Source organism: Serratia entomophila (genome assembly GCF_021462285.1).
Classification (GTDB): Bacteria; Pseudomonadota; Gammaproteobacteria; order Enterobacterales; family Enterobacteriaceae; genus Serratia; species Serratia entomophila.
In genome coordinates this window covers 25835-49586 of record NZ_CP082788.1, presented here as the reverse complement: position 1 = coordinate 49586, position 23752 = coordinate 25835, and the positions used below count along the sequence as shown (strand labels likewise).

Annotated in this window: 21 protein-coding genes and 3 pseudogenes; 19 read left to right on the top strand and 5 right to left on the bottom strand. The window is 51.2% G+C overall.

From position 1 onward, the window contains the following. Positions 1-160: 160 nt before the first annotated feature. The 4 genes and pseudogenes from KHA73_RS24105 to KHA73_RS24090 all read right to left on the bottom strand — a co-directional run. Positions 161-1207: pseudogene (locus tag KHA73_RS24105) on the bottom strand (ISNCY family transposase); the annotation flags it as partial. Positions 1208-1437: 230 nt separating this feature from the next. Further along, a complete protein-coding gene (locus KHA73_RS24100; protein WP_010895827.1) occupies positions 1438-1608 on the bottom strand; it encodes a hypothetical protein in 171 nt (56 codons plus the stop codon). Positions 1609-1645: 37 nt separating this feature from the next. Further along, entirely contained in the window at positions 1646-2227 is a 582-nt protein-coding gene (locus KHA73_RS24095; protein ID WP_010895828.1) for a DUF2913 family protein, read from the bottom strand. A gap of 1221 nt (positions 2228-3448) precedes the next feature. Further along, complete coding sequence (locus KHA73_RS24090; RefSeq protein ID WP_169558222.1) at positions 3449-4261, bottom strand: hypothetical protein; 813 nt, start codon at positions 4259-4261, stop codon at positions 3449-3451. Positions 4262-5434: 1173 nt separating this feature from the next. On the opposite strand from KHA73_RS24090, the gene KHA73_RS24085 reads away from it, so the two are divergent. The 3 genes from KHA73_RS24085 (at position 5435) to KHA73_RS24075 (ending at position 7202) form a co-directional block, all read left to right on the top strand. After that, complete coding sequence (locus tag KHA73_RS24085) at positions 5435-6145, top strand: tyrosine-type recombinase/integrase (protein ID WP_010895831.1); 711 nt, start codon at positions 5435-5437, stop codon at positions 6143-6145. 479 nt (positions 6146-6624) lie between these two features. After that, complete coding sequence (locus KHA73_RS24080) at positions 6625-6852, top strand: type II toxin-antitoxin system Phd/YefM family antitoxin (protein WP_010895832.1); 228 nt, start codon at positions 6625-6627, stop codon at positions 6850-6852. A gap of 50 nt (positions 6853-6902) precedes the next feature. After that, positions 6903-7202, top strand: a complete 300-nt coding sequence (locus KHA73_RS24075) for a type II toxin-antitoxin system RelE/ParE family toxin (protein ID WP_234591461.1) — start codon at positions 6903-6905, stop codon at positions 7200-7202. A 225-nt stretch (positions 7203-7427) separates the two neighbouring features. Here the strand turns inward: KHA73_RS24075 and KHA73_RS24070 are convergent, their stop codons facing one another. Then, on the bottom strand, positions 7428-8417 hold the full coding sequence (locus tag KHA73_RS24070) for a replication initiation protein (RefSeq protein WP_010895834.1): 990 nt from the start codon (positions 8415-8417) through the stop codon (positions 7428-7430). A 1285-nt stretch (positions 8418-9702) separates the two neighbouring features. Here KHA73_RS24070 and sopA point away from each other — a divergent pair. From sopA to KHA73_RS23990, 16 genes and pseudogenes are all read left to right on the top strand, one after another. Continuing rightward, on the top strand, positions 9703-10869 hold the full coding sequence (sopA, locus tag KHA73_RS24065; protein ID WP_010895835.1) for a plasmid-partitioning protein SopA: 1167 nt from the start codon (positions 9703-9705) through the stop codon (positions 10867-10869). Further along, positions 10869-11831, top strand: a complete 963-nt coding sequence (locus KHA73_RS24060) for a ParB/RepB/Spo0J family plasmid partition protein (protein WP_010895836.1) — start codon at positions 10869-10871, stop codon at positions 11829-11831. Before sopA ends, KHA73_RS24060 begins: the two co-directional genes overlap by 1 nt. A 397-nt stretch (positions 11832-12228) precedes the next feature. Beyond that, on the top strand, positions 12229-12999 hold the full coding sequence (locus tag KHA73_RS24055) for an N-6 DNA methylase (protein WP_010895837.1): 771 nt from the start codon (positions 12229-12231) through the stop codon (positions 12997-12999). Between the two features lie 465 nt (positions 13000-13464). Next, positions 13465-13959, top strand: coding sequence for a hypothetical protein (locus tag KHA73_RS24050; protein WP_169558224.1), 495 nt, complete (start codon positions 13465-13467; stop codon positions 13957-13959). 46 nt (positions 13960-14005) lie between these two features. Continuing rightward, positions 14006-14347: a DUF3085 domain-containing protein gene (locus KHA73_RS24045; RefSeq protein WP_010895839.1), complete on the top strand. Its 342-nt coding sequence runs from the start codon at positions 14006-14008 to the stop codon at positions 14345-14347. 257 nt (positions 14348-14604) lie between these two features. After that, positions 14605-15578 (top strand): annotated as a pseudogene (gene parM / locus KHA73_RS24040) (plasmid segregation protein ParM domain-containing protein). Between the two features lie 2 nt (positions 15579-15580). Next, a complete protein-coding gene (locus KHA73_RS24035; RefSeq protein WP_010895842.1) occupies positions 15581-15985 on the top strand; it encodes a plasmid partitioning/stability family protein in 405 nt (134 codons plus the stop codon). A gap of 82 nt (positions 15986-16067) precedes the next feature. Then, positions 16068-16625 carry a helix-turn-helix domain-containing protein gene (locus KHA73_RS24030; RefSeq protein ID WP_010895843.1) on the top strand — a complete coding sequence of 186 codons (558 nt, stop codon included), beginning with the start codon at positions 16068-16070 and terminating at the stop codon, positions 16623-16625. A gap of 425 nt (positions 16626-17050) precedes the next feature. Further along, positions 17051-17458, top strand: a complete 408-nt coding sequence (locus tag KHA73_RS24025; protein WP_010895845.1) for a DUF1281 family ferredoxin-like fold protein — start codon at positions 17051-17053, stop codon at positions 17456-17458. Between the two features lie 411 nt (positions 17459-17869). Further along, positions 17870-18375 (top strand): annotated as a pseudogene (locus KHA73_RS24020) (antirestriction protein ArdA). A gap of 40 nt (positions 18376-18415) precedes the next feature. After that, the gene (locus KHA73_RS24015) at positions 18416-18616 is read left to right on the top strand and encodes a hypothetical protein (protein ID WP_169558226.1); all 201 of its coding nucleotides are present in this window, start codon (positions 18416-18418) and stop codon (positions 18614-18616) included. Between the two features lie 763 nt (positions 18617-19379). Next, a complete protein-coding gene (locus tag KHA73_RS24010) occupies positions 19380-21422 on the top strand; it encodes a ParB/RepB/Spo0J family partition protein (protein ID WP_169558227.1) in 2043 nt (680 codons plus the stop codon). Between the two features lie 41 nt (positions 21423-21463). Further along, positions 21464-21928, top strand: a complete 465-nt coding sequence (gene psiB, locus KHA73_RS24005) for a conjugation system SOS inhibitor PsiB (protein ID WP_010895849.1) — start codon at positions 21464-21466, stop codon at positions 21926-21928. Continuing rightward, positions 21925-22653 carry a plasmid SOS inhibition protein A gene (locus KHA73_RS24000; RefSeq protein ID WP_010895850.1) on the top strand — a complete coding sequence of 243 codons (729 nt, stop codon included), beginning with the start codon at positions 21925-21927 and terminating at the stop codon, positions 22651-22653. The genes psiB and KHA73_RS24000 overlap by 4 nt, the downstream gene beginning before the upstream one ends. A gap of 112 nt (positions 22654-22765) precedes the next feature. Continuing rightward, positions 22766-23077, top strand: a complete 312-nt coding sequence (locus KHA73_RS23995; protein ID WP_169558228.1) for a type II toxin-antitoxin system HigB family toxin — start codon at positions 22766-22768, stop codon at positions 23075-23077. Further along, positions 23074-23517 (top strand): helix-turn-helix domain-containing protein, encoded by a 444-nt coding sequence (locus KHA73_RS23990; RefSeq protein WP_010895852.1) that lies wholly within the window; start codon positions 23074-23076, stop codon positions 23515-23517. The genes KHA73_RS23995 and KHA73_RS23990 overlap by 4 nt, the downstream gene beginning before the upstream one ends. Positions 23518-23752 lie beyond the last annotated feature (235 nt).

The window sequence follows — 23752 nt, the reverse complement described above, 5'->3', positions numbered from 1 at the left end:
TCATTTCGTCTCTTATAATCATCATCCCATATGAGTTTTATTCGATATTTGTTTTTACTACCGAAACTTAGTCCCGCAATGATCTCAATTCCGTGTTGTGGGTGCAGTATCTCATATGGGAACTTGTCTTCTAAATCCGATATTACAAGGTATTCATCACCGTCATTTCATTATCCTCAATCAGATAGAGCACTTTGTCATACTGGACCGTCAGGGATTTTGAAACGCGGCGCGGTTCCCTCCACGTGAAAAATGCTTCCAGATCATCATCATTTTCAAGTGACCGATGTACATCAAAGTTGTGCCGGGGAGCTTTCGCAAAGCGCCGGTTGTAATCGGCCATAAATTCATCAGCATAATCATTAGCTGCGACCACTGAAGAAATTCCCCTGAGCCGGAGTTCCTTTACAAGGCGATCCTGCAGAGTCAGATGGGCGCGTTCAACGCGGCCTTTGGCAGAACTGGTATTCGCACAAATAGTCTGAATATTCAGTTCGTGCATCGCGCGGCCAAACTGGGTATAGCCATCGCCACCAGTGGCATTTTTATTGTTGATCCTGAATACGCTGGCTTTGTCGCTGTACAACGCCAGCGGCTTGCCATGTTTTTCCAGATAGCCTCGTGTTGCCTCAAAGTAGGTGAATGTCGATTCCGATTTCACAAAGCGAAGCTGCATCAGCTGACTCGTCGCATCGTCGACGTAGACCAAAACAGTACAGGCGGGCGCACGGTTTTCGAACCAGTGGTGATCACAACCATCAATCTGGATCAGTTCACCACAACAGGCACGGCGATAGCGAGGCTGCTGAATTTTTGGCGCTCGCTGTTTGCGAGGGATCCAAAGTCTGGCCTTAACCATAAGCGACCGTACCGTTTCTTTAGACAGATGAACGTCATGCAGTTCTGCGAGTTTTTCACACGCCAGTGTCGGTCCAAAGTCCGTATAGCGCTCATGAATTATGTTGAGTACATACTGGGCAAGACCCGTGGGAAGCTGATTATTGCTTGGTTTGCCACGACGACGGTTAGCGATACCGAGCGGGCCATGTTCGCGGTAACGTGACAGAAGACGTCGGCACTGGCGATCGGAGATACCAAGGCGCTGCGCTGCCATTTGTGTTGTCAGGCGCCGGTCGATAACGTCCTGAACGATTTTGAGTCGGTTAACTTCGTCCAAAGTGAAAAACTCCGCTGCCTGAGCCGTCATCAGAATCCCTCAATGGTGAGTCTACGTGACGGACATTTTAACTTAGCCCAGAGCGGACATTACAACTTTGCTACTACAGTCTGGGTGCGCATAACGAAGATTATGTTAAATTGCATTGGTGGTTACGCACCGGGCTGGCCATCCTGGCTATAACTCACCTCACCTTCAATCATTACCGGTCTCCGATCAGCGTTTGCCAATATGTGCATCAACATCGCTGGCTTCAATCATCAGTCGGCGTGCCCTGATGAAAACGCATCTGCCATCGACTGCCATTCTCTTCTGAGGTTAACAACCAGATCGACGATCACCATGTGCAGTGAGTAACCGCCTTCCACGTCCAGCTGCTGCAAATGCTGATCCATTTTTGCCGCCATTTGGCGAAAGTCGGCCATTGTCATCGGTATCTCCTTTTTACCGGTTTGGCAGAGAGTAACTCTATGCGAGCTCCAGCGTGACCGTGTGGTGATCTGGCGTACTGTCGACGAGTCTGGCGTGCAAACCATATTCCGTCATGACACGAATAAAAGTGACGGTGTCACCAATAATGCGAAAGGGTGCGGGATGCAGGAGGCGTCCGTCCAGGGTAAAGGCTGCATTCAGCGCCATTTTTTCGACGTAGAAGCCATTGTTAAGTGAAGGCGTCAGGGTCACGCCGGATTTCCACTCCCGTGCATCCATCACGTAATTGTCCCAGCCCTGGTCTTTCAGCGTTTCTGAGGCGTAGGTGAGTCGGAACAGATCTGACTGTGCGGCCAGATTGCCACTGCAGGAGTGCCACAGGTAGTCCAGGTGCTGACGCAGTTTGCCGGCCGGTCCGTGCTTACGCCCGCGTTCAAGTAGCCAAGTGATGTCGACGGCGACGCTTTTGTGGAATCGCTTCTGCCTTTGGGCAGTGGCCAGCCAACGAATAAGGAATAAATTTTCTGCATATGGCGTGCTGGCGATACCCTCCTGACGCCCCAGCCCCAGCGCTAAAGTGGTGTTTTCCGTGGTAACGGATTCGATCTTGTCTAACAACGTCTACCCTGCCCGTTTTGGCGAATGATTGATAAGAGACCTGCGATCCATCTTTATTCAGTGTAACCGGCAAGAAGCAGGGTGACCAGTTGCTCATTTGTCATTGTAATCATTTGTCATTGTAATAAATACTTATGTAATACATGAGTATTTCAGTTTATACCCCATGCCACGCTGTATCACGTTATGTCAGGTTTATTCGGTTGCATTAGTAGTAAGGGAGTACTACTTTAAGACGCCGGATAGATTCATGCAAGCCAACAATATCTTCAGTATCGGTATTGCAAAAACGGGAGTGACCATAGATTCCTAACCATGAACGGACATGCCTGCACAAAGTTCTTATGACACGCCCTCCAGAAATAAGGGTACGCACTCGATCACGACCATGAGGATATTTATGCTAATTTCCCTTGTGAAGTATTATCAACACTTGTCACACAATTATCATATTGATCCACGCTCAGCGTTTTCTAAAAATGTGCCGCAGGTCTGATATTCGGCTTCCCTGCACCGGTACCGCCGCAGCACAATGGGGCTCTGAAACGACAGCCGGGCTGTTCGGTTGTGATGAGGGCCTTTGCAGGCCGAAAAATACGCAGGGTGCGGAGAATGAAAAATTGAGTATCATCCCCCCCTCGAGATGGGCCAGATTTCACGTAGCGCGATCAGCCTGCCTGACGGATTTGTGAAATGGCTAGGTATTTCAGTATAATGCGTGGTGTGGAGAGTGTTAGGGAACGTCCCCCGGGTAAAATCGGAAACCTTTCCACAGGCAGATCTCCGACTCATGTATGCCGTTATTAATCGAAACTATCACTCAACTGCCATCTGCGGGATCTCTCATTCATTTATCCAAGTGTCCGGTAAAACATGCTATCCAGAGGCTATTTCTTTTTGGCATTGAGAAACGCGTCCGCCATTGATGTGGAGATTTTTGTGGCTACACTACTTATCTGTTCCTCTAATGAACGTTCTCGTTTCTTTCTATTAAGCACCATTGGGCGTACTACCCTATGTTCATCGTGTATTGGTTTAACACGGGGTAAGCTATCTGCCTGTTTTTTCTTTACGAAATGGACATTGAATACTTTTTCTGAGCCTCTATTTTGATCTTGAAAAACAAGGGTTATTTCGTCTTCGGAATCTTTGACTAGACACGTTTTTATGCGTATTCCATTAATTTCTTTTTCGAATTCTGACAATAATTCGTTGATTTTATCATGCTCGAGAAGAATATAATTTACACGAAATCGCATTATTAATGCGGCCATTGATGATGACTGTCATGTTTTCGCTGTCATCAACAACTAATTCAACGTCTCTTATTGATAACGTACCCACAATATGAGGTGTTAGGACCGGAGTTATTGGCATTTCTTTGGAAGCGGGTGTCCTTCTGTTCTCAGAGGGGGGATTTATAGTTAACCCTGGAGTGATAGCCTGTTCTTGATGATTAACGTTATTGCAATTCCTTTCGGAGACAAGCTCGTAGCGACATGCAAATGTCCTTTTTCCGTTGTGTATCTGTATTTTACCTTTCTCCATGGAGGCAAAGGCAATGAGATTGGCGACATCTTTGATGTCAATCCGCATTTTTGAAAATTCCGTTGCTTCGAAAGTAAATCTGATTTGTACTCCACCGGTTGAGCCTTGTATCTTTAATCCGCCGCTGGATATTATTACTCCTTTCTCAATTAAAACTGGTTCCCACCCAGGCATTAATGTGGGGGCTATTTTATTCTTTAAAATAGGCTCTGATTGATAACACGGATGAATAGGCCAGGGTGGGCCTAAAGAATCAAATAGAACTCGTGAGCCGTATGAATTTTCATAGTAGAAAACATCCCGGCCACATTTTTGGCAAGAGGTATTTGGGACTGTGAATGAAGAGAGAGAGTCGAATTTACTCGTTGTCACCTTATGTTTGGGTGTTTTTTTATATTCATGAGACAAATATTCAGCGGCATACTCTTCATCAACTGTGATGGGAACAACTCGCCCTCTCAGTTTTCTAAATATCGTTATGCTCATTATCCTGCCCTCCCTGAGTAAATATTATTTCAGTTATGACGAGATGACAAATGTTATCGTTCAGACATTATAACGATAACCAGACTGATCCAGTAGTAGTTGCGGCGTTTTACCTGTGATGTCTGTGGGCGCATGGGACACCCTGGGAGCCCCTTTCCGCTTTGTGTTATTTCCGGCACTCCCCCCGCCCTGCCCCGCAGACACCCGATGTTGTGGTATTGGCTCAGTCATAGCCACTCCATGTGGTGTTTTATGCCCTATTCCCCTGCCCCGTATTGCGGGCCGGGGTCAATTATTTGTTTCCGATTTCTGGTGTATTTCCAGAAGTCGGAAGTAAAATTGATAGGCTGACCGATCACCGGCACGAATTAATCTGCGTGCGCCCTGCCCGTCTGTCCTCGATAATTTACCCCAGGGCCGATCGGTGCTGGAGGAAGGACGAATTGTTGGGCAGATTTTAGGGTAAATAAACCCCCAGTTGCGCACCGCGAAATCTGGCAAACTTGCGGGGGGTATCATCGACAATTTTTACGTAGCGCCCCCCACCGACAATGCCGTCGCTTTTCGCCCTGGCTGACAAAAATTTTCCGCGACAAGGATGTCGTCAAGCGAACCGCCCCGGGACCGCCTTTGCTTGTCCTGGGTGGGCCTTCGGGCAAACCCCTATAAAGCCGATCTCCACAGACTTATCCCCCGTTTCTGTGGATAACCCATATATGGTATATTGGTTCGGGTTTTTAACACAGCATAAGGTGTTTATAACCACCGGTGGCGGTGTGACGGGCGTCAGCCGCCGCCGGTATTTCGATCCTTACTCTTCGGTATTTTTCCGTTATACTCCAGTTTTACCGATTTGCAGATCTGCGCCAGCCGATTTATTGCGAACGATCACCGCGGCGTTCTCAGGCACAATAGTGGCTGAGTTTTCTGACTTTGTCCTTTCAGCCCTCTTGAATGTGGGTGATTTATCATCAGATTGTGCTACGTGAAAAATAATTTTTTATCAGGGTCATGGTACTGCAGATTTTACGTAGCGCGATCGGGAGATATGACTGACTTCCCTCCCCCCCGAGACGGGTTGTTAGGGAAAGGTGGAGGAATTTTCTGATCGGGAATACCGACTTTACGGGGTGAACTGTGTCACTGATAGCCTATGAACCTGCCGCCTCCGATATGGAAACGGTCTCCAGTCCCTATTTCGATTTTGCTCAGGCCGTTGCCATGCGGCGGATGGCATTGAACCTGTCGGATCAACCGGCCTATCTGCTGGCACCGGAGATCACCTTGTTGCTCGACAACATGACCGATCTGCGCCGGCGAATGCTGTTTGATTTTTTATGGAATACCGGCGCCCGCATCAACGAGGCTCTGGCAGTAACACCGAAAGACATTGTGCTGGATGCGGTGAAACCCTTTGTGGTACTGCGAACTTTAAAGCAACGAAATCATACGGCAGGGCGGCGCGGTCGCCCAGGGAAAGACACACCGGTGAAACGCACCTTACCGCTACTTGACCCCAGTTTTGCGCGCCGGCTGCGCGATCATCTGGCCACCTTTACCCGTTATGTCACCAAACCGGTATGGGAGATCTCCGATGACACCGCTCGCAACTGGTTAAAGGAAGCCTTGGGTCATGCACAACGAAACGGTATGCACTTCTCCATTGAGAGCATCACACCACATACGTTTCGGCACAGTTTTGCCATGCACCTGCTTTACAACCGGGTACACCCGAAGATCCTTCAGTCGTTCATGGGACACCGGGACTACAAAAGCACCGAGATCTACACACGGGTATTCGCGCTGGATGTCGCCGGTCAACTTGGTGTGCGATTTGATATGACACCTGAGCAAGCGTTTAAATTGCTCAGTCCGAACAGATAATCTCTCCACACATAGCCCGTACCGGCGGATCACCGCGGCGGCAATGCCATAACGCCCGTAGCAGTGATAAGACATACCCTTTAAAAGTGACAGTGTCATGATTAAGAAACAGGCTCATTAGAATAACGCTTCGCCGCTGGACGGTAACCTCTGGTCGTCATTTGTTGGTTACTGGGCCTGATGTTGGTCGCCATGGGAACCTGCTTTACTGCAAGACCGATCAGGTGATTATCAGATACAAAAACGGGATGATATCAAATGGCTCTCACCACGCACTCTCATATCGGAGACATCGTTAGGATTGCACAGCAAAAATACAGATCCCACTGATTTTGCCAACCCGCACTGATCCTCGGACATAGGCTCATTATCCTGGGTCGACCTGCCTATGGCGCACTGTTACACATTGATAACTTGTGATCCAACTGTATTCAGTCTATATTTAGACTTGTTCCGATGATATAGAAGAAGGAGATATAATGAAAACCGAGACAATCAGCTACTTGAAACAGAATGCCGCCAAACTCGATCTGAGCGAGCCTCTGATCGTGACGCAAAACGGCCATCCTGCTTACGTAATCGAATCCTATGACGATCGTGTTCGTCGGGATGAAAGCATTGCGCTACTCAAACTGATGACGCTATCTGAAAAAGACATTGAGTTAGGCCGCACCTATACACGTGAAGAAATCCTGGATGCGCTTTAATGGCCGTGTGTGACGTCACTTTTATTTATTCATCCACGGCAAAAATGACGATGCAAACCATCGCACATTTCCTGCGATCTCGCCAGCTTGATCCCAAACCGGTGATCGCGAATGTGCTGGGTGAATTTGAAGAGAAAACGGGTCTCTTTCCTGAAGGAAGTCCCGTCTGTCAGGAACTTCTGGAATTAGGTTGTGCCAAATACCGGGAATGCAACACGGCAGACGGTTACCGGGTCCTGTACAGCACGCACTTGAATGAGAAAGACGGCGTTATCTATGTGCATGCTGTCTTATCCCAAAAACAGCATCTCGCCAGCCTGTTGTTCAATCGAATTCTGGAATGGCAATAAGACCTAGGTATTGGTCTCCAGGGCTAAAGGCTCCCTACACACTCGGCGCGCTATTGAGACCTGAATGATCCTGTTATCGAGAAACCTGCCGCCAGTTCCAATGGGTCATATGACACGGCGTAAAACGGAAGACTCGTGCACCCTTAATTATTTACGCAATAAAATCAGTTTAATACCCGATTTTCATCGAGCAGCAGACCGCGTGGTTACCACCTAACATACTGATTACTGGTCTATTTTTCGACGTTGAGCCCGAAGTTTGATGGCTTCCAGCGTTTCTCTTTCTTGGTCACGGTGCCCCACTTTCTTGTACCATCCAGCCAGTTTTCTTAAGTCGGGCACACTCACCTTTTCATTAGGATCATAAGCCTCCAGCTGCGCCATATGTTGGGTCAGTAGCGAGATACATTTTCTGGCCCACTCCCCTTCAGCAGCTGATCCCGCCGTCACATGAGGGCGTCGTGGCAGACGTGGGCGCATCGGTTTCACCGCTTCAGGCGTGGACTCATCGACGTAGGTAAATTTGATAGCGTGTACGGAGCGGCCAATCTTCACCGGCTCCCATATCACCGAGATATCGGTCGAGGCATTGATCCGATCGAGAGAAGGTTGCAGCAGTTTTTGCCTGAAATCCCGGTAATCCTGGTATTTTCCCTGTAGGTTAGCCTTCTCTCGCATCCATTCGATCTCGAGGGTCACTTCTATGGTCCCGTGACTCCGATACCGGGTCAGGTTACGTGCCTTGACCAGCCAGCTGTAAAGACGGATCGAGAAAGGAGTATCTAGCCTGGCCAAGTTTATAAAGTCCAGCTTGGTAAAGCTTTCCTTCAGCTCAAACAGATAAGGGGCAACGTCCTGGCCAAAACGCAACACGACCGCACTGTGGTCGTCATTGCTGACATACTCGAGACGCGAAAACCAAGAAAGCTGAACCGTTCTGACCTTCCCATTTCTGTCTTCCTTGTAGATCGTCACTGGTTTTTTCATCAGGCTATCAGCGGCATCACGCAATTGCCGGTGACTGCTGGTCGGATTGACACCGTAAATACGCTGGTAATCACGAGGATAAAGCGTGTACAACATGTCCGGTTGTGGCTTTCTGCTATCAATTTGCGCAAGGGCTAGGTTCAGGAGGCGCATTTCGTCCAGTGTGACGCCATAGGCACCCTCAAGAAGATCGTTCCCCTGCACCACAGTCAATGTGTCATGATTCATTCGCTCTATCCATAATGTGGAAACACGGTAACATTATTCCACATGAGTAAGGGCCGCGTAAATCGTAATCACCCCCTGATTCATGATATTCCTCACAACAAATTTATCCGCATCAGGAAATGATTCCACCTTGCCTTACGAACAACCATACCAGGATACCTAGTGACATCACGCCGACACAGATAAAAGCTCCACCTTTATAGTACAATAACAGGAAATGTCTCCACTCATAGAAATACCCCGAATATTCCCCCTATCCTTTCACCAGGTGAGCCACTGAATAAAAGCCGGTATCAAAACAATCGGTATACAGAATAAGATCTCGATGCGGCTCATTACATGCCCATGAAATTACTCCCCCCTTTCCTGTCATTTTTAACAGGAAATTTGTCCCCCTCCCGGGCAGCCGAACAGGTAATTTCTCCACCTTTGTTTGTTGCATGAACAGGAAATGGCCCCCTCTATGTAGTCAACTTATACAGGAAATCCATCCACATACATTTCGGAGGTACCGAAAATTCCTCAACCTTTATTCATTTCCTCGCACCACAGGTCAAACAGCATCGTACTCAACCACAGGAAATGTCTCCACTGTTACTCACTACCTTATACATAAAATCAATCCACCTATAACTAGCCTCTAACAGGAAAAACCTCCACCTTTCCTCACGTACCAACAGGAAATATCTCCTCTAATTAGAGTAACTCGTTGTACAGTAAAGAAAGACACAGCAGATAAAAGTTCCACCTTTGAGCGGTCACTTCGCACCGTCCGGCATACTGACAGGCTAAACCATTCAGTGGAGCCTGGAGTGTTCGACATGAAATAGCTCCACTTTTGCGTGTGATCCCAGCAAGATACATAATGGTGATTCAGACAGCTTCTGTAGCAATAAAATGGCTGTCTAGAGTCCAAGATATTAATTTATCAACAGAAATTCCTTCTTCGTATGGCATGAAAAGGATCCACGTAGATCATGAAATAGATCCACAGGAAACAGAAAAACACTCCACACGCATGGATGTATACCATTGATATGGTTGTGTTATTTAACCTATAAAGGTAAAGTTAAAAAGAATGAAATAACAAATATCCTTCGGATATCTTTTTATGATCTTCGATCATTCAATCCCTTCTTCATATATCCTCATAATCACGTCGGTTCTGTCTTCTGCTGATATATGTCATCTTTATGCATATTTGCCTCCATATAGTTTTAACTGTTGTTTTGCGCTTTTGTTGGTGTTTTACTAGAAAGATGCAAAACACTAAATAAGGGATAATATGGACCTCAAGTCAACGCTGGATCGTTGTATAGAGCGCGGTCAATTTATGACGCAGGAAATCGCTAAAGCGCAATTTGGTAACGATAGCCCAGAAGCTCGAGCGATTACTCGGCGTTGGCGGATCACTGAAGCTTCAGATCTTGTGGGTGTTACAGCGCAAACGATCCGAAACTATGAAGAGTCAGGAAAGTTACCATCCCCGGAAACTGCAATGATCGGTCGGGTTGAGCAACGCACCGGATACTCCATACAGCAAATCAATGCGATGAGAGATGTGTTTGGTACCCGCCCAACAAGGCCGGCAGGACAGGATCCTGTTGTCCTTGCAGTAGCTGCTCATAAAGGGGGGGCTTATAAAACATCTACATCGGTACATATTGCTCAATGGATGGCATTACAGGGGTTGCGTGTCTTATTAATTGACGCCACGGATCCTCAGGCAACCGCATCGCTTTATCATGGCTATGTCCCGGATTTGCATATTCATCCGGAAGATACCCTTTTACCGTATTATATGGGGCAGCGCGACGATGCCGCGTATGCCATCAAACCAACATGCTGGCCTAACCTAGACATTATTCCATCCTGCTTGGCTGTACACCGCATCGAATCCGAAATATATCCGTTGCATGATGCCGGGAAACTCCCAGTTGCGCCCCACCTTCTTCTTCGGGCAGCCATTGAATCTGTTTGGGATAGTTATGATGTAATTGTGCTGGATAGTGCACCTAACCTTGGGATAGGGACAATTAATGTCGCCTGCGCCGCCGATGTCATTGTCGTTCCTACGCCTGCGGAGCTGTATGACTATGTATCTACCCTGCAGTTCTTCACCATGTTGCGCGATCTGATGCTAAATATTGATTTGAATGGTTTTGAACCCGATGTTCGCGTCCTGATCACGAAATTCAGTAATGCAGTCGGCAGCCAATCTCAATGGATGGATGATCAAATTCGTAACGCTTGGGGGGGGATGGTTTTGAAGGAAGTGGTCCGTGTGACAGATGAAGTCGGTAAAGGTCAGGTGAGGATGCGTACCGTTTTCGAACAGGCTGCGAATCAACGTTCAACGCCAGCTGCCTGGCGTAACGCTGTGGCCATTTGGGAACCGGTTTGTGCTGAGATCTATAATCGATTAATCAAAACTCGTTGGGAGAATGCATAATGAAAAGAGCCCCTGTATTACGTCATGCACCGACGATTAATTTTGATGAAGCTAATGCGGTTCCGGTCAAGGAGAGTGAACTCTCACCTTCGGCGCCCGCAGTAAGCCAGCTTTCTTCACGTGTTAGCGGGATGAAAGGAAACTCTATCACCCTGCCTGTCTGTGGTGAGGATGTTACCTTTGTTCTGAAAACCATCGCTTCGGATCAGATAGAAGTCAGAACGACCATCTTTGCCGGCAACGAACGTCTTCAGGACTTATTGACCGAATCTTCCCTTGATGATTTGTTGCCCTCGTTTCTGACGTCAGGCCAGCAGTCCCCAGCTTTTGGGCGTAGTCAGAATGGCCTTGTCGAAATTGCTGATGGCAGTCGACGTCGTAAGGCCGCCATTCTGACAAGTAGTGAGTACAAAGTTCTTGTCGGTGAATTGAGCGACGCGCAAATGCGCTGGCTATCCCAAATTGGAAATGATTATCGGCCAACCAGTGCGTATGAACGTGGGTTACGCTATGCCCGTCGGCTCTTTTCAGAATTTAGTGGGAACGTCAGCCATCTCGCTGAGGCAGAGAACATATCACGCAAGATTATTCAGCGCTGTATAAAAACCGCCGAACTGCCAATTGAAACCTTGCAGTTGTTTGCAAACCCCAATGAGCTGAGCGCCCGTAGTGGTGAAATGCTCTATAAGTTTCATGCGTCTGATTTTGCAGCGCTAAAGCTGCTGACGCAAACGCTGCACGAACAGCAATCTGAAGGTGCCACATTCAGTACTGAAGAACTGCTAAAGCGCCTGATGCCTGTTACCAGAACGAAATCAGATGTTACCGTACGTAAGTTTGCAATTGGTATTGAGGCGAAATATTCGGAAAAAGCAGTGTCCTTTAATCTGACGGATGCGCCTGCTTCTCTGGTTGAACGTATTGAAATACTGCTCGCCGAGCATGCAAAAACACAAGAATAATCACTTTTGAAGTGGGACCACGGTCCCACTTCAATTTTTGCGTTCACATAAAATTATTATACGTTTTTTTAACTGATGGGACCATGGTCCCACTTCATGATTTAGTCAATCAACTAGATAATAAGAAAATTGAAACTGCACTAAACCTTTCAGGGATTCCTTTATTTTTTATTTCCATAATTAACTCATTGTTTCGCCGCGCTTAATCTAGCCTCGCCCTGCCCTGTGGCAAGTATTCGCTGGCGCCGCCGGCATCACCCGTTCGCACTCCTTCCTCGTTGTTCCCGTCGTTTGCGCATGCGGCTTCGGCCGTCGTACCTGCCACATCCCTGACTGGCGAGCCTTTTTTTGCGCCATGGCGAGAAAATGAGTTCTTGCTTCCCAAGGGAGACACACCATGAGCAACCAACTTTCCTTCGATGCACTGTTAGCCCCCGAAACTGCGGTTCAACGTGCGCCACGAATGACACCACGTGAAGCCAGAAAGCAATTCATCAAGACGTTCTCAGTTATTGCGACCTATCATCGCCAGCTCGATGTTTTCCGTGACTTCATTCGCCTGGCTGCAAATGAACTCGATTTAGCGTGTGTGCGTTCAGAGGAGGGCAGGGAAGAAGCTGTTCAGATTTGTAAGCGATACGAGGCTGTTGATCTGCAGAGGATGCAGGAACTGTTTTGTTTCCTGATCGGCGCGATGGAAGGGGAAATGGATGATCTGCTCGGTGGCATATTTATGGAACTTGAATTTGGCACGTCATCGATGGGGCAATTTTTCACGCCGAGCGAAGTCTCACGACTCATTGCAGCCCTGACACTCGGGGACCATGTTAAAGAGCTGGAATATCGCCCGTTTATCTCGCTGGATGAACCTACCAGTGGTTCGGGCGGCATGGTGATCGCCGCTGCTGAACACTTGCTCTCTAAAGGGTATAACCCGCAACAAGTGCTCTACATCCGTTGTACAGATATCGATCCGTTGGCTGCAGATATGTGTTTTATCCAGCTTGCGCTATTGGGATTACCAGCCTCGGTCTATACCGGAAATGCGTTGACGATGAAAATGTCCAAAGTGAGGCATACCCCGATTTATTACGCCAACGACTGGGGCGAAAGACTTCGCCTGGTTGATATGGTCACGAAATTCAAAGCGGTGTTACAAGCGGTTTAGAGGGGGAAGGGGAGCTGTTGCTCCCTTTCGATGTTCGATCTTCGCAGCCCTATTGGTTCCTGCCGGCGTTGAGCCGACAGGAACCAATGTACCCATCGCTTGCAGCCGGCTGATGCCGGCGCCGCTTTCACTGCCCGACCGCTTATGCGGCCGGACGCTAAGGCTGCCAGGCAAAAGCCTGGCCCTTTCTGGTGTCCCCCTTTAGTGCTGGCTACGCGCAAGGCGTCCGTCCCCGTGACTGACCCTGGGCCGGGGCGCGGCCAACACAAGGGTACGCTTCGCCGGCATCCTCACCCGTTCGCACTCCTTCCCTGTGGTCAGTCATTTGCGCTGCGGCCTCCGGTCCCGCCCTTGTGTCGTCAGCTGATACCCCGTCCCGGTCATGTTGTCACGGCGCCAGTCACCCCGCGCCGGCAAAAAGCCAAAAGGGGTATACACCAGAAAGAAGTCGAAACGGGAGGGTTTATGACGAAATCATTCAAAGGGGTACTGGCCGAGCTGGCCACGACCCATAAGAACAGTGCGCTGCAGGGTGAAGGTATTTCGTGCCGCGTCTCATGGGCGGCGGAAGCGGTGTTGGCGTTTCTGGAGCGATGCCCGGGGGATGATCGCGATGCCACTACGGTATTCACCGATTTGATGGCCGATATGTTCCACCTAGGGCAACACCTGCACATCGCCGGTGTTTATGCCGATTTTCCGTTGTGGCGGCAGACGGTATTGCTCACGGCGATGGGGCATTTTGACGCTGAAACCATCGCGTCTACGGGGGCAGAGGTGAGACACCCGGATGCCGCATTCGCCCTGCTGACGTATATCAATAGTCGCAAACAGCATGATCAACACATCAGTGTTGCCGCCAGCTTACTGGCGACAGAACTGGTTCTGCTGAGTTCCCGTCTTGAGCCCTTGTCGAATCCGAATGCACTGACCACCGTCATCGCCGAAGTCTACAAATAATCATCAGGGCGATGAGATATCGCCCATTCAAAAATTGGATATCACCATGAATAACAAGATTTGTTTCAAGGGTAAAAAGACATTAGACGTGATCACTCATGCTCGCGAACAAGGTTGTGATCTGCTGCTGGTCAAGGATGAGGGCGTATATTTAATGGCCGCAGCACGTGCCAACGGAAAGCTGTTGCTGGCCTATGCGGAAGGACTGGATCCGACAATGCGTGACAGTGGTGACGTGTTTGATGATGCCTGTCGTTTATGTGGTGGTGACGACTTTATGGAGCGGATCCCGTCAGGCGATTCGACCTTTGATCATCTGCTCGAGAATCAAGGTCATCTTGAATTTCTCATTACACAAACCGAGTTCTGTATGACGTCGGTGGGTTAAAAGCGTCGCCCTGTTCGTATCCATGACAGAGCCGCAGGACGGTAAAGCACCCTTGATACTCAACATGAGTATCAAGGGTGGTCATAGGGCCAGTATCCCACAATAAAGTGACTCAATTTGATGCGTTACGCCGTGTGTGAGTCTTTATTGAACGCATGTTGAGTATCTATATTTACGCAATATGCGTAACTTTATCTTGATGTGGTCCCTGTTTTTCTTATAATAATACTCAAATTGAGTAACTAAAGGTCTGTAAAATGCACATTTGCTGTGATGATGGTTCTACCAACGTGAAGCTCGCCTGGTATGTGGGTGGGGAGTTACGCACGACCCTGTCACCCAATTCGTTCCGCCAGGGTTGGAAAATCGATGGCATAGGCAGCCGCCGCACGTTCAACTATCTGGTCGATGGTGTGAAGTACACCTTTGACGACGTCAGCCAGCAGGCGATCAGCACGACCCACATTGAGTACCAGTACGGTGATACCAATCTCCTGGCGGTGCACCATGCCTTGCTCAACAGTGGCGTGGAGCCGCAAGCGGTTAAGCTGACCGTCACATTGCCGATCAGTGAGTTTTATACCGAGGACTGTCAGAAAAACACGGTCAACATTCAACGAAAAATCGACAATTTGCTTCGGCCGGTGACGTTGAACAAGGGGGAAGCCTTTACCGTGACCGCTGTTGAGGTGATGCCTGAATCTCTCCCTGCGGTGTTTTCTCCCCTGGTCCGGGAGAATGTCGCCCGCTGGAAACGTCTCTGGTGATTGATTTGGGCGGCACGACGCTCGATGCCGGAGTCATTGTCGGGCAGTTCGACGATGTGACGGCGATCCACGGCAATCCAACGATTGGTGTTTCGATGGTGACACAGGCCGCGTTGACGGCGCTGCGTATGGCGGACAGCGATACGAGCGCCTATGTTGCGGATACGGTGATCCAGCGCCGCCATGATCGCGACTTTTTGTCGCAGCTGATTAATGATGCTTCCCGGGTTGATGACGTTATCGCCGCGATAGAGCACGGTATCACCCGGCTTGGCGATCGGGTGGTGAACGAACTGGCACGATTCCGGCATGTAAACCGGGTTTGGCTGGTCGGTGGGGGTGCTCCGCTGATAGAATCCGCGGTAAGAAAAGCCTGGAAACTGCCGCCAGAGCGGATAACGCTGGTCGAAAGCCCGCAAATGGCGCTGGCGAGTGAAATGGCATTGTATAAACAAGAGGGATAACCGTGAGCGATAACAGCAGTGATACCCGCCGTAAATTTACAAGCTATTTGCAGCTGGACTGCGAAGCCGATCGCCGTGCCCTGGATGTCGTTGAATCCATTTCGCAGCGAGTACGCGGGGATTTTCTGCGTAATGCCATCATCACAACGGCGGCATTACATCAGCTCGATCCACGGTTACCGGTGCTGTTGGCCACGTTATATAACGGCCAGTTGACCAGCGAGCAGCTGGTCAACCTGGTCAGCGAAACAACCGGCTGGAAACCTGAAAGGGCGGCGATCCGTGACGTAATTGCGGCGCTGTCCGGCGATGATTGTCGATCGGCTATTCCGGTCGAACCTGTTCAGCAGCCGAGCGAATTGGCTCCCCTGGGAGAGGCGCGCAAGAAACTGGGTAAATTGGTCTGAGGAGCAATTATTGCCGGTTTCTGTGTTTTCTCTCGCGTTCAGGGTGCAAAAATTGCCTATTTTTTAGAAGGGATGGCAATGCATGGATGTTTTGGAATTGAGATTATGGCGTGCCGGTCAATATTTTACGTTGTCTGAGGCGCGTTCGCTACGTCCTGGTAGCCATTGGCGGCAAGAAGATGCCGCTAATGCTCTGGGGGTATCAGAACGGACCTACCGAACCTATGAAAATAGTGGTGTGTCCCGATCGGCTAGCTTGGGGATCCAGACACTGATGTTGATCCGTCTGCTCCCCGATTTGCGTCGGATGGACCCACCGCAAATCGTCTTGCAACTGCAGGCGCTGACGCGCCATGACCTGACAACACCCCAGTCCGGTGGCGTGATATCGCTTGTTATGCCTTCTGCAGGTATGAAGGCCTGGCGGGGTTCGCTGGGTTGGACGCAAAAACAGACCGCGGATTACCTGGGTGTTTCGCTGCGGACCGTCAAGCACTACGAGCAGGGGCCTTTGCCGCGTCGGCTGATGCTGGCCGCCCAGGCTGTTACGCTGGCCACATTGTTACCGGTCTGGTCAACCTATCCGTGTGCCAGGCTGCTGCAGGTGTTGGATCAATTGGTCAATATCGACGTGAACTAGCGCAGGGTTTATGGTGGCCAGGGCTGGCCACGAAAAGGATCCCCGGCATGGCCGGGGCCCCGAAACATCGCACTCCCGTCTGTCTTGTCATTTTCCTTTTTCCTCCCAACGGTCACTGCCGGCCTCGAACCGGCCGTGACCGATCCCTCTGATATTAACCTCCGCGCGCTCTTCCATTTTTCCGCCCTGCAGGCGGGGACCAAAAGGGTATGGCGTCGCCTGGGCTTACGCCGTAGCCCGAACGTAGCCGTGCCGCTACGCCCGCAAGGGTTCGCGTTGCCCGTATCCTCTCCCGTTCGCACTCCCTCCCTGTGGTCAGTCATTTGCGCTGCGGCCTGCGGTACGGCACCTGCATTCTCCGCTTTGCGCACGTCTGTGTTCGGGCTACGGCGCAAGCCGATATCCGACAACCTGACTGGAGAAGAATGATGCTGAACTGGTGTGCAAACCGAATTATTGCGACGGGATCCTCAGATCAACTGATCGCTATGACCCATTTTGCCCGGAGTGAAGAAAGTGGAAGTTTTTTCAACGAGACCGATGTCGATGTGACGGCATTTGAAGGGACTGTGCAGATTGATTTTGATACACGGTGGGCTCCTCCGGAATGTGTCGATATCAGGGCGCTGAGTCAACAGTTCTCCTGTCATGTCATCCATACGTTCAGTGAGGCAGGAGAGGGATTCTGCGGTTATCACGTCTATGCGTGTGGTGAATATATCGACAGTGCCAGTGACGATTTGGAATGGTCAGAAGAGCTGGATGAAGACGGTTACGCCATGGTTGTTGGTCCGGAATATGTGTTGGGTAACGTCCCGAATTACGGCGGGTAATGCGGCGGTTGCACCCCCTTTGGGGCGCTTTTAGGCACAAAAGGAAATACCACAATGTTTGAAAGAATAAGGACGTCGCCAGCTCCGCTTTTTCAGGTTACAGCCCTGAAGGTCTGCAACCCGTGATGAATTTCGCCCGGCGTTGTGACGGCTAACGCCGTGCCTTTACGGTAGCCGGGCCGCTGCGGCTGCAAGGGTGCGCTTCGCCGCAATACTCACCCGTTCGCACTCATCGTCCGGTACTCTTCCCGTTGCTCACTCGTTCAATATTCACTCGTTCCCCGTTCAGACTCCCTCCCTCCTTCGTTTGCGCTGCGGCCTCCGTTTGCGCCCCTGCATCCTCCGCTTTCCGCCCGGCTTTCGTATCGGCACGGCGTAAGCCGGAGCTGTTATCCCATAACCTGCGGAGGAATTTCCATGAGCACTACGACACCTGCTGTATACGTCGGCACGTACCACAAATACAACTGCGGCAGCATTGCCGGCCAGTGGTTTTACCTGACCGATTTTGACTCAGCTGAAGACTTTTACGCGGCCTGCAGCACGCTGCATGCTGATGAGGATGATGCTGAATTCATGTTCCAGGACTGGGAGGGGATCCCCACTCGGTTCGCGTCAGAATCTCAGGTGAGCTGGGCGTTTATCGACGCTTATAAGCAGGCAGAGAGCGAAGGGCAGGCGGCGGCCTTCTTCGCATGGTCTGAGTATTCCGGCGAATGTGATTACGACAAGTTTGACGAAGCATACCGGGGGAAGCCGACAGTGAAGAAGCCTATGCATGCGAGTTTGTGGAGGATTGTGGCCTGCTTAGTGAGGTTCCCGAGTCCCTGCGCGATTATTTTGATTTTGAAGCCTACGCCCGCAATCTGTTTACCGGCGGACTGGTTTTTGTTGATGGCTATGTATTTTCTGCCTGATTTGGCAACCGGCAGGGGAAACCCTGCCATAAGGAGACGTATGAAACTCAGTCCCGAAACCCGCGACATTATCCGCCAATATAAAACCGTTGTTAATGAGCGCCGCCAGTCAGCTGGCTTGTCGCCGCTTAAAACAGAACGCATTATTGAAGAAATTTGCTACTACATGTCATACCAATGTTCCGTCTATATTGGCGGGGCCTTCATCATTCAGGGCGGGCGAGACGTCGCCGGAAAATAAGCGAAACGGGCGGTGCTTTGCCGCCTTCTTTGCGCGCGCGAAAACCCCCTCCGCCTGCGGCGGGACGAGCTATTTGCCGTGGCTTACGGCCCACGCCAAATCGCCCGTCATCTTCATCCTTACCGTCACAACATAGTGTTCCCTGATCATCATTTTCCCTGTTCTGGTGTGTTTCTGCTTTTGCATCGATGTCCTGCTGCTGTTCTGACACATCAATTCTTACCTCAACAACATGATGGCCCCCTCCGGCGTCCGACCCGCTGCGCGGTCCGTGCGTCAGCCTCACTCCGCCTGGCAGCTGCAAGACGCAGCGGCCAGTCTCCACCGAACCCCTGCGGGTTTCGTCCCTCCCGGGTGGCGTCTGATGGCAACGTCCAGGGTAAACCCTGCAGCTGGCTGACGCCAGCGCGCTCACCGCCCCGCTGGGGCTTTAAGGAATCGGCCAGCCGGTCTTTCTGGCGTTCCCCTTTATACCGGTGTTCGCTGCGGGGCCTCTTTCTCCGTGGCAGACACTGGCACGGGGCGCTTTGCGGTCAAGGGTACGCTTCGCCGGCTTACTCCCCCGTTCGCAGCCGGAGTACCTCCCGTCTTTGCGCTGCGGCCTCGACGCCGCCCCTGTCCGCTTCGCTGATACCCCGTCCCGGTCTTTGTGCCACGGCGCCAGACTCCCCGCGCCGGCAAAAAGCCAAAAGGGGAATACACCAGAAAGAAGCCTGCTATGGCTAATTCTGGGCACGTTTTATCACTGATGGAGGAATTACCCATGTCCAAGACCACAACCAAGCCTAGTGCAAAAAAAACCGTGAAGACTGATGCCGCTCAGTTTGTTGAAGCGACACTGGCCAAGGCCGAGTTTAAACATGTCATGCTCAAGGAGCTGGCTGCGACGGATCTCAATGCGCGCATAACGCCCCGCACGGCGGCAGATATTGAAGGGCGAGCAGCCAGTATCGAGGGCGCTGGGCTGCTGCAGAATCTCGTCGTGTATCTCATGGCGGATGGGTTATACGGGGTTGCTGCCGGTGAAACCCGTCGTTTGGCCCTCAACTTGCTGATGGAGCAGGGACGATCTGCGGCAGGCGTTCCGGTGACGCCAGAATTCAGCGTTGCCGTGTTGGTGGTGAGTGAAGACGATGCTCATGCGATCTCTATCGCTGAAAACGTCCAGCGTTCTAATCTGGAGCCTGCTGATCAACTGGAAAGCTTCCGCGTCATGGCGGAGAAGGGAACGTCTGTTGAGCGGATCGGTGCCATCCTTGGCTACAGCACCGCTCATGTCAAAAAATGCCTCAAGTTGACGACTGTCGCGCCAGCCCTGCTGGAACTGCTGAAAACCAACAACATCAATTTCGACCAGTTAGCCGCATTGGGCGCAACCGATGATCAGTCGCGTCAGATTCAGGCATGGGAAAAGGGTAATCATTACGAGCAATACCGCACACCAAAGGCGTTGCGTGAAAGCGTACTGAGCGATGAAGTGTCAGCGGTAGACAGTGATTTGGTCGATTTCGTAGGGCTGGATGCCTACCAAGCGGCAGGCGGTGTAACCCGAGAGGATTTGTTCGCCGAAAGCATCATCCTGACAAATCGGTTGCAGTTGGAAACGATGGCGCTTGCCAAGCTGCAAGACGCGGCGGATGCCGTGGCGAAAGAAGAAAGTTGGGCATGGGCGCAAAGCCGGAGCAAGGAAGTGCGGAGCTGGGGTGACGATGCAAAAGTTTTCGATGTGCTCTATGCCCATGCCAAGTTGAACGATGAGCAGGACGCAGAAATTAAGCAACTGGTTGCAGAGCAAGAATTGCTCGAAAACCTGCCTGATGGCGGTGACGCCGATGACGAGTGGGAACATGCCCCGCGTATCGGGCAAATCAACGCGCGTATTGACGAGATCAACGAACATGCAGAAATCAACAAATGGTCGCTGGATGTACGCAGCGCGGCTGGTGTGGTTGCCTATCTGAAAGACGGTAAAATCCATATCCAACGTGGTTTGATGAAGATGGAAGACATCAAGCTGGTCGAGAAAGCCGAGCGTGAAAAAGCCAATAAAGAAACTCCCCCGTCAGAAAAAGGGTTGTCGCAGGTGTTGGTCAGCAGTCTGTCTGCCGAACGCACACTGGCGGTTGCCGCTTCGCTGGCACAAAATTCGACGGTTGCTCTTGCTCTGCACACCTTCACATTGACGCGCCGGATCTTTGGAAAGGGCTATTGCAGTGAGCTGCATACCTCCGTGGACAGCCAGCGCAGCAACTGCCTGAACCAATCCGCGGACGCAGGCAGTGACAACGGCCTTGCCAACGAGACGCTGAGCGCGCTGCATGAGCGCTGGCTGAGTCGTTTCCCGCAGGATTGGGGTAACGGGTTCGACTGGTTGCTTGAATGGCCGCAGGAGAACGTGCTGGCGCTGCTGGCCTACTGTGTTTCCCATGGTCTTGATGGCAGAGAGTGCCAATTGCATGACAACCGCGTGGGTAGCAAGCTGGCGCGTGTTGAGAAGGCGCTGAACTTCCAGATCGGTGACTGGTGGAAACCGACCTCTGCCAACTATTTTTCACGCATCGCCAAAGACCAAATTGTTGACGCACTCAAGAGCGCCGGTCGCGCCGGTAATGCCAGCGACGCCGAAGGCATGAAACGCAAAGAAGCGGCGGAGTTCGCGGAGGCCGTGCTGAAAGAGACCTCTTGGTTACCCGCCTGCATGTCACCCGCAGCGCAGCCGCAGGCCGCGCTGGAGAGCGCCGGTGATGTGGATACCGACACGACCCCCCATACCGATACTGCCGCTGACATTCGCGCCGCCGCCTAACTGACAGGGAGCTGCCGCCGAGAAGGCGGCAGAACAAAACGATGAAAAATCAAAAATTGAGCCTTGAGCAGATAACCGGGATGAGCGCTACCGAACTGGAAGAGTATCGCGATCGGGGCAGGGCGTGGCGGAGAATGCTGAACAATGCCGTGCTGGGTGCGCTGGCGCTGCCGAAGGGGTGGGTAGCGAATGCCGAAGATGTGTGTGAGTTTTGTGGGCAGGTGCCTGTTGTGTGCCGGATTAGCCCGAAGGGTGATGACGCGACGGCGATTTTCCTGTGCAGCGCGGGGGCAGATGTGCCGGGCTGGTCTGCCGTTCTTCCGTACCAGGGAACATCGTTGACCGCTAACCAGGGTGACTGCATTGCCTGGGTACATACCGCTGACAATTTTGAGCCGGAGACGATTAATCGGGTACTGAACGTGGTCGGCGAGTACTACCGCCATGGGTTCACCCAACCGGAGAAACTGGCTGTGGCGCTGCGAATGGGCGGGTTTTGCGTATGATCCCCAATAATCGCGCACTGGTGCCAGTCAACGAATATCAGCAAGCTGCCATTCATGCGGTGGTGCTGGTCGAGCGGAGGAAAGATCAGGGCAAGCAGCTCGCTGAGTTTCCCTATGCCAAAGCCTTTTTCAAGGTACTGAACAACGGTCGAGGGCAGATTTTAGCGAGCGATATTCGCCAAATATCGTCGAACTATTTCCCGGATGAGCGGGGCGGAGCATCAATCCCGCACTATATCGAGGCGCTGGACAGGCTTATTGAGAGCGGTGGCCAATATAGTCCACTTCCGCTGTCCGGCGATGTTGCTGCAACCCTGTTCCCCGCCTATGGCGAACTTTGCCGCGAACGGCGGGAACGCAAGTGGGATATGCAGTTCGAACGGAAAGAACGTTGGCAGTCGAGGGAAAAACAGCAACAGCGCCGTCGCTATCAGAATCAGCTGGCGCAGGCCGAAGTCGAACTGGCGTTTGTAACGCCTAGCACGGTCGGCGCATGGTATGCGTACTGGAGCAAGCGCGACATTTACGAGGACGACCTGACCGAGGTGTTTTTCGCGTGGTTCGAGCGGTTTCCGTGCATGGCTGGTTGTAACCTGCAGCATTACAAATCCGATGCGCTGTGGGCGGTGATGGAAAGATTGCAGCAGGCTGAAGCCGATTTGAGTGAGGCCGAACGGGTATTCAACGCGTTGCTGATCCCGAATAAACTGCCATGCATGGTGTGAGGGCTACCGGAAAAGCGCACTCACTGAGGAAATATAATAGTTTTCAACTTGAAAACAACCCGATCAGAGGGTACAATGTTTTCAAGATGAAAATAGGGGTGAGGGATCCACGGTGCATGTGATCAGCAGACAGCCATTTAACGAGGCTGCCGGGAAATACCCTAATAGCGCGTTGGCGCTTCTGGATCTGATGAGGGTGCTGGAAAAAAAGACCTTCAACAGTCCGGATGAGATGAAAAGAGCGATCCCGTCACTGGATAACTTTAAGTACCGTAAAAAGTGGTGGATCATCGATGTATCCGGTAACACGTTGCGGCTGATGGCTTTCATTGACTTTGAAAAACAAAAGGTTTTTGTTAAGCACATTGCGACTCATGCCGAATACGACAAGTTAACCAAGTATTATAGGGAGCATAAAGAATGACTGTTGCCACTCATATCGACGCCGCCAGTGCCGAAGGCATGATCGCGACATTTGCCAACGCGGTGAAATGCATTCCTCTGATGACCGGTGATAAAAGCGAGGCTGAATATAAAAAAGCCCTTGAGCTGATTGAATATCTTGTCGACCGTGACGAGCTGAGCAACCCGCTTTTTGAACCGCTTGCGGCAAAAATTACAGAATATGAAAACAGCGCCCCAGAATTTGAGGCGTTTAACCGCCGCTTGGCGGAGATCCCCACGGGGATTGCCGCGTTGCGTACCCTGATGGATCAGCACGGTTTAAAAGCCGCTGACCTGGAAGATGAGTTGGGGTCTAAAAGCAATGTCAGCAACATCCTTAATGGTCGCCGTGCGTTGACGGTACAGCACATCAAGGCGCTGGCGACGCGTTTTGATGTCCCTGCTGATGTGTTTATTTGATGGGGAGGGCGGGTTCCTGGTGACCTGTCTGACCAAACCCTGGCGACTGACATCAAGAGACGGCGCCGGTGGCGCCGTTTCTGTTTCCACTTGTCCAGCCTGGTATTTTCTTTTTTCGCTACCTCTGTTTCTTCCCTGGCATGTTGCCGAAATATCGTTCCTGGTCCTCTGTGCCAAGCCCATCAACAACCCGGGCTATGGCCCCCTTCGGCTCCCCGGCGTTGCCGGGTCGTCA

Coding starts and splice junctions, on each gene's coding strand:
- KHA73_RS24010 (WP_169558227.1), top strand. CDS start 19,380: ATGTCCAAGACCACAACCAAGCCTAGTGCAAAAAAAACCGTGAAGACT.
- KHA73_RS24085 (WP_010895831.1), top strand. CDS start 5,435: ATGGAAACGGTCTCCAGTCCCTATTTCGATTTTGCTCAGGCCGTTGCC.
- KHA73_RS24000 (WP_010895850.1), top strand. CDS start 21,925: ATGATCCCCAATAATCGCGCACTGGTGCCAGTCAACGAATATCAGCAA.
- KHA73_RS24030 (WP_010895843.1), top strand. CDS start 16,068: ATGGATGTTTTGGAATTGAGATTATGGCGTGCCGGTCAATATTTTACG.
- KHA73_RS24055 (WP_010895837.1), top strand. CDS start 12,229: ATGAGCAACCAACTTTCCTTCGATGCACTGTTAGCCCCCGAAACTGCG.
- KHA73_RS24080 (WP_010895832.1), top strand. CDS start 6,625: ATGAAAACCGAGACAATCAGCTACTTGAAACAGAATGCCGCCAAACTC.
- KHA73_RS24045 (WP_010895839.1), top strand. CDS start 14,006: ATGAATAACAAGATTTGTTTCAAGGGTAAAAAGACATTAGACGTGATC.
- KHA73_RS23990 (WP_010895852.1), top strand. CDS start 23,074: ATGACTGTTGCCACTCATATCGACGCCGCCAGTGCCGAAGGCATGATC.
- KHA73_RS24025 (WP_010895845.1), top strand. CDS start 17,051: ATGATGCTGAACTGGTGTGCAAACCGAATTATTGCGACGGGATCCTCA.
- KHA73_RS24075 (WP_234591461.1), top strand. CDS start 6,903: ATGCAAACCATCGCACATTTCCTGCGATCTCGCCAGCTTGATCCCAAA.
- KHA73_RS24070 (WP_010895834.1), bottom strand. CDS start 8,417: ATGAATCATGACACATTGACTGTGGTGCAGGGGAACGATCTTCTTGAG.
- KHA73_RS24050 (WP_169558224.1), top strand. CDS start 13,465: ATGACGAAATCATTCAAAGGGGTACTGGCCGAGCTGGCCACGACCCAT.
- KHA73_RS24090 (WP_169558222.1), bottom strand. CDS start 4,261: ATGAGCATAACGATATTTAGAAAACTGAGAGGGCGAGTTGTTCCCATC.
- KHA73_RS24060 (WP_010895836.1), top strand. CDS start 10,869: ATGAAAAGAGCCCCTGTATTACGTCATGCACCGACGATTAATTTTGAT.
- sopA (WP_010895835.1), top strand. CDS start 9,703: ATGGACCTCAAGTCAACGCTGGATCGTTGTATAGAGCGCGGTCAATTT.
- psiB (WP_010895849.1), top strand. CDS start 21,464: ATGAAAAATCAAAAATTGAGCCTTGAGCAGATAACCGGGATGAGCGCT.
- KHA73_RS24100 (WP_010895827.1), bottom strand. CDS start 1,608: ATGACAATGGCCGACTTTCGCCAAATGGCGGCAAAAATGGATCAGCAT.
- KHA73_RS24015 (WP_169558226.1), top strand. CDS start 18,416: ATGAAACTCAGTCCCGAAACCCGCGACATTATCCGCCAATATAAAACC.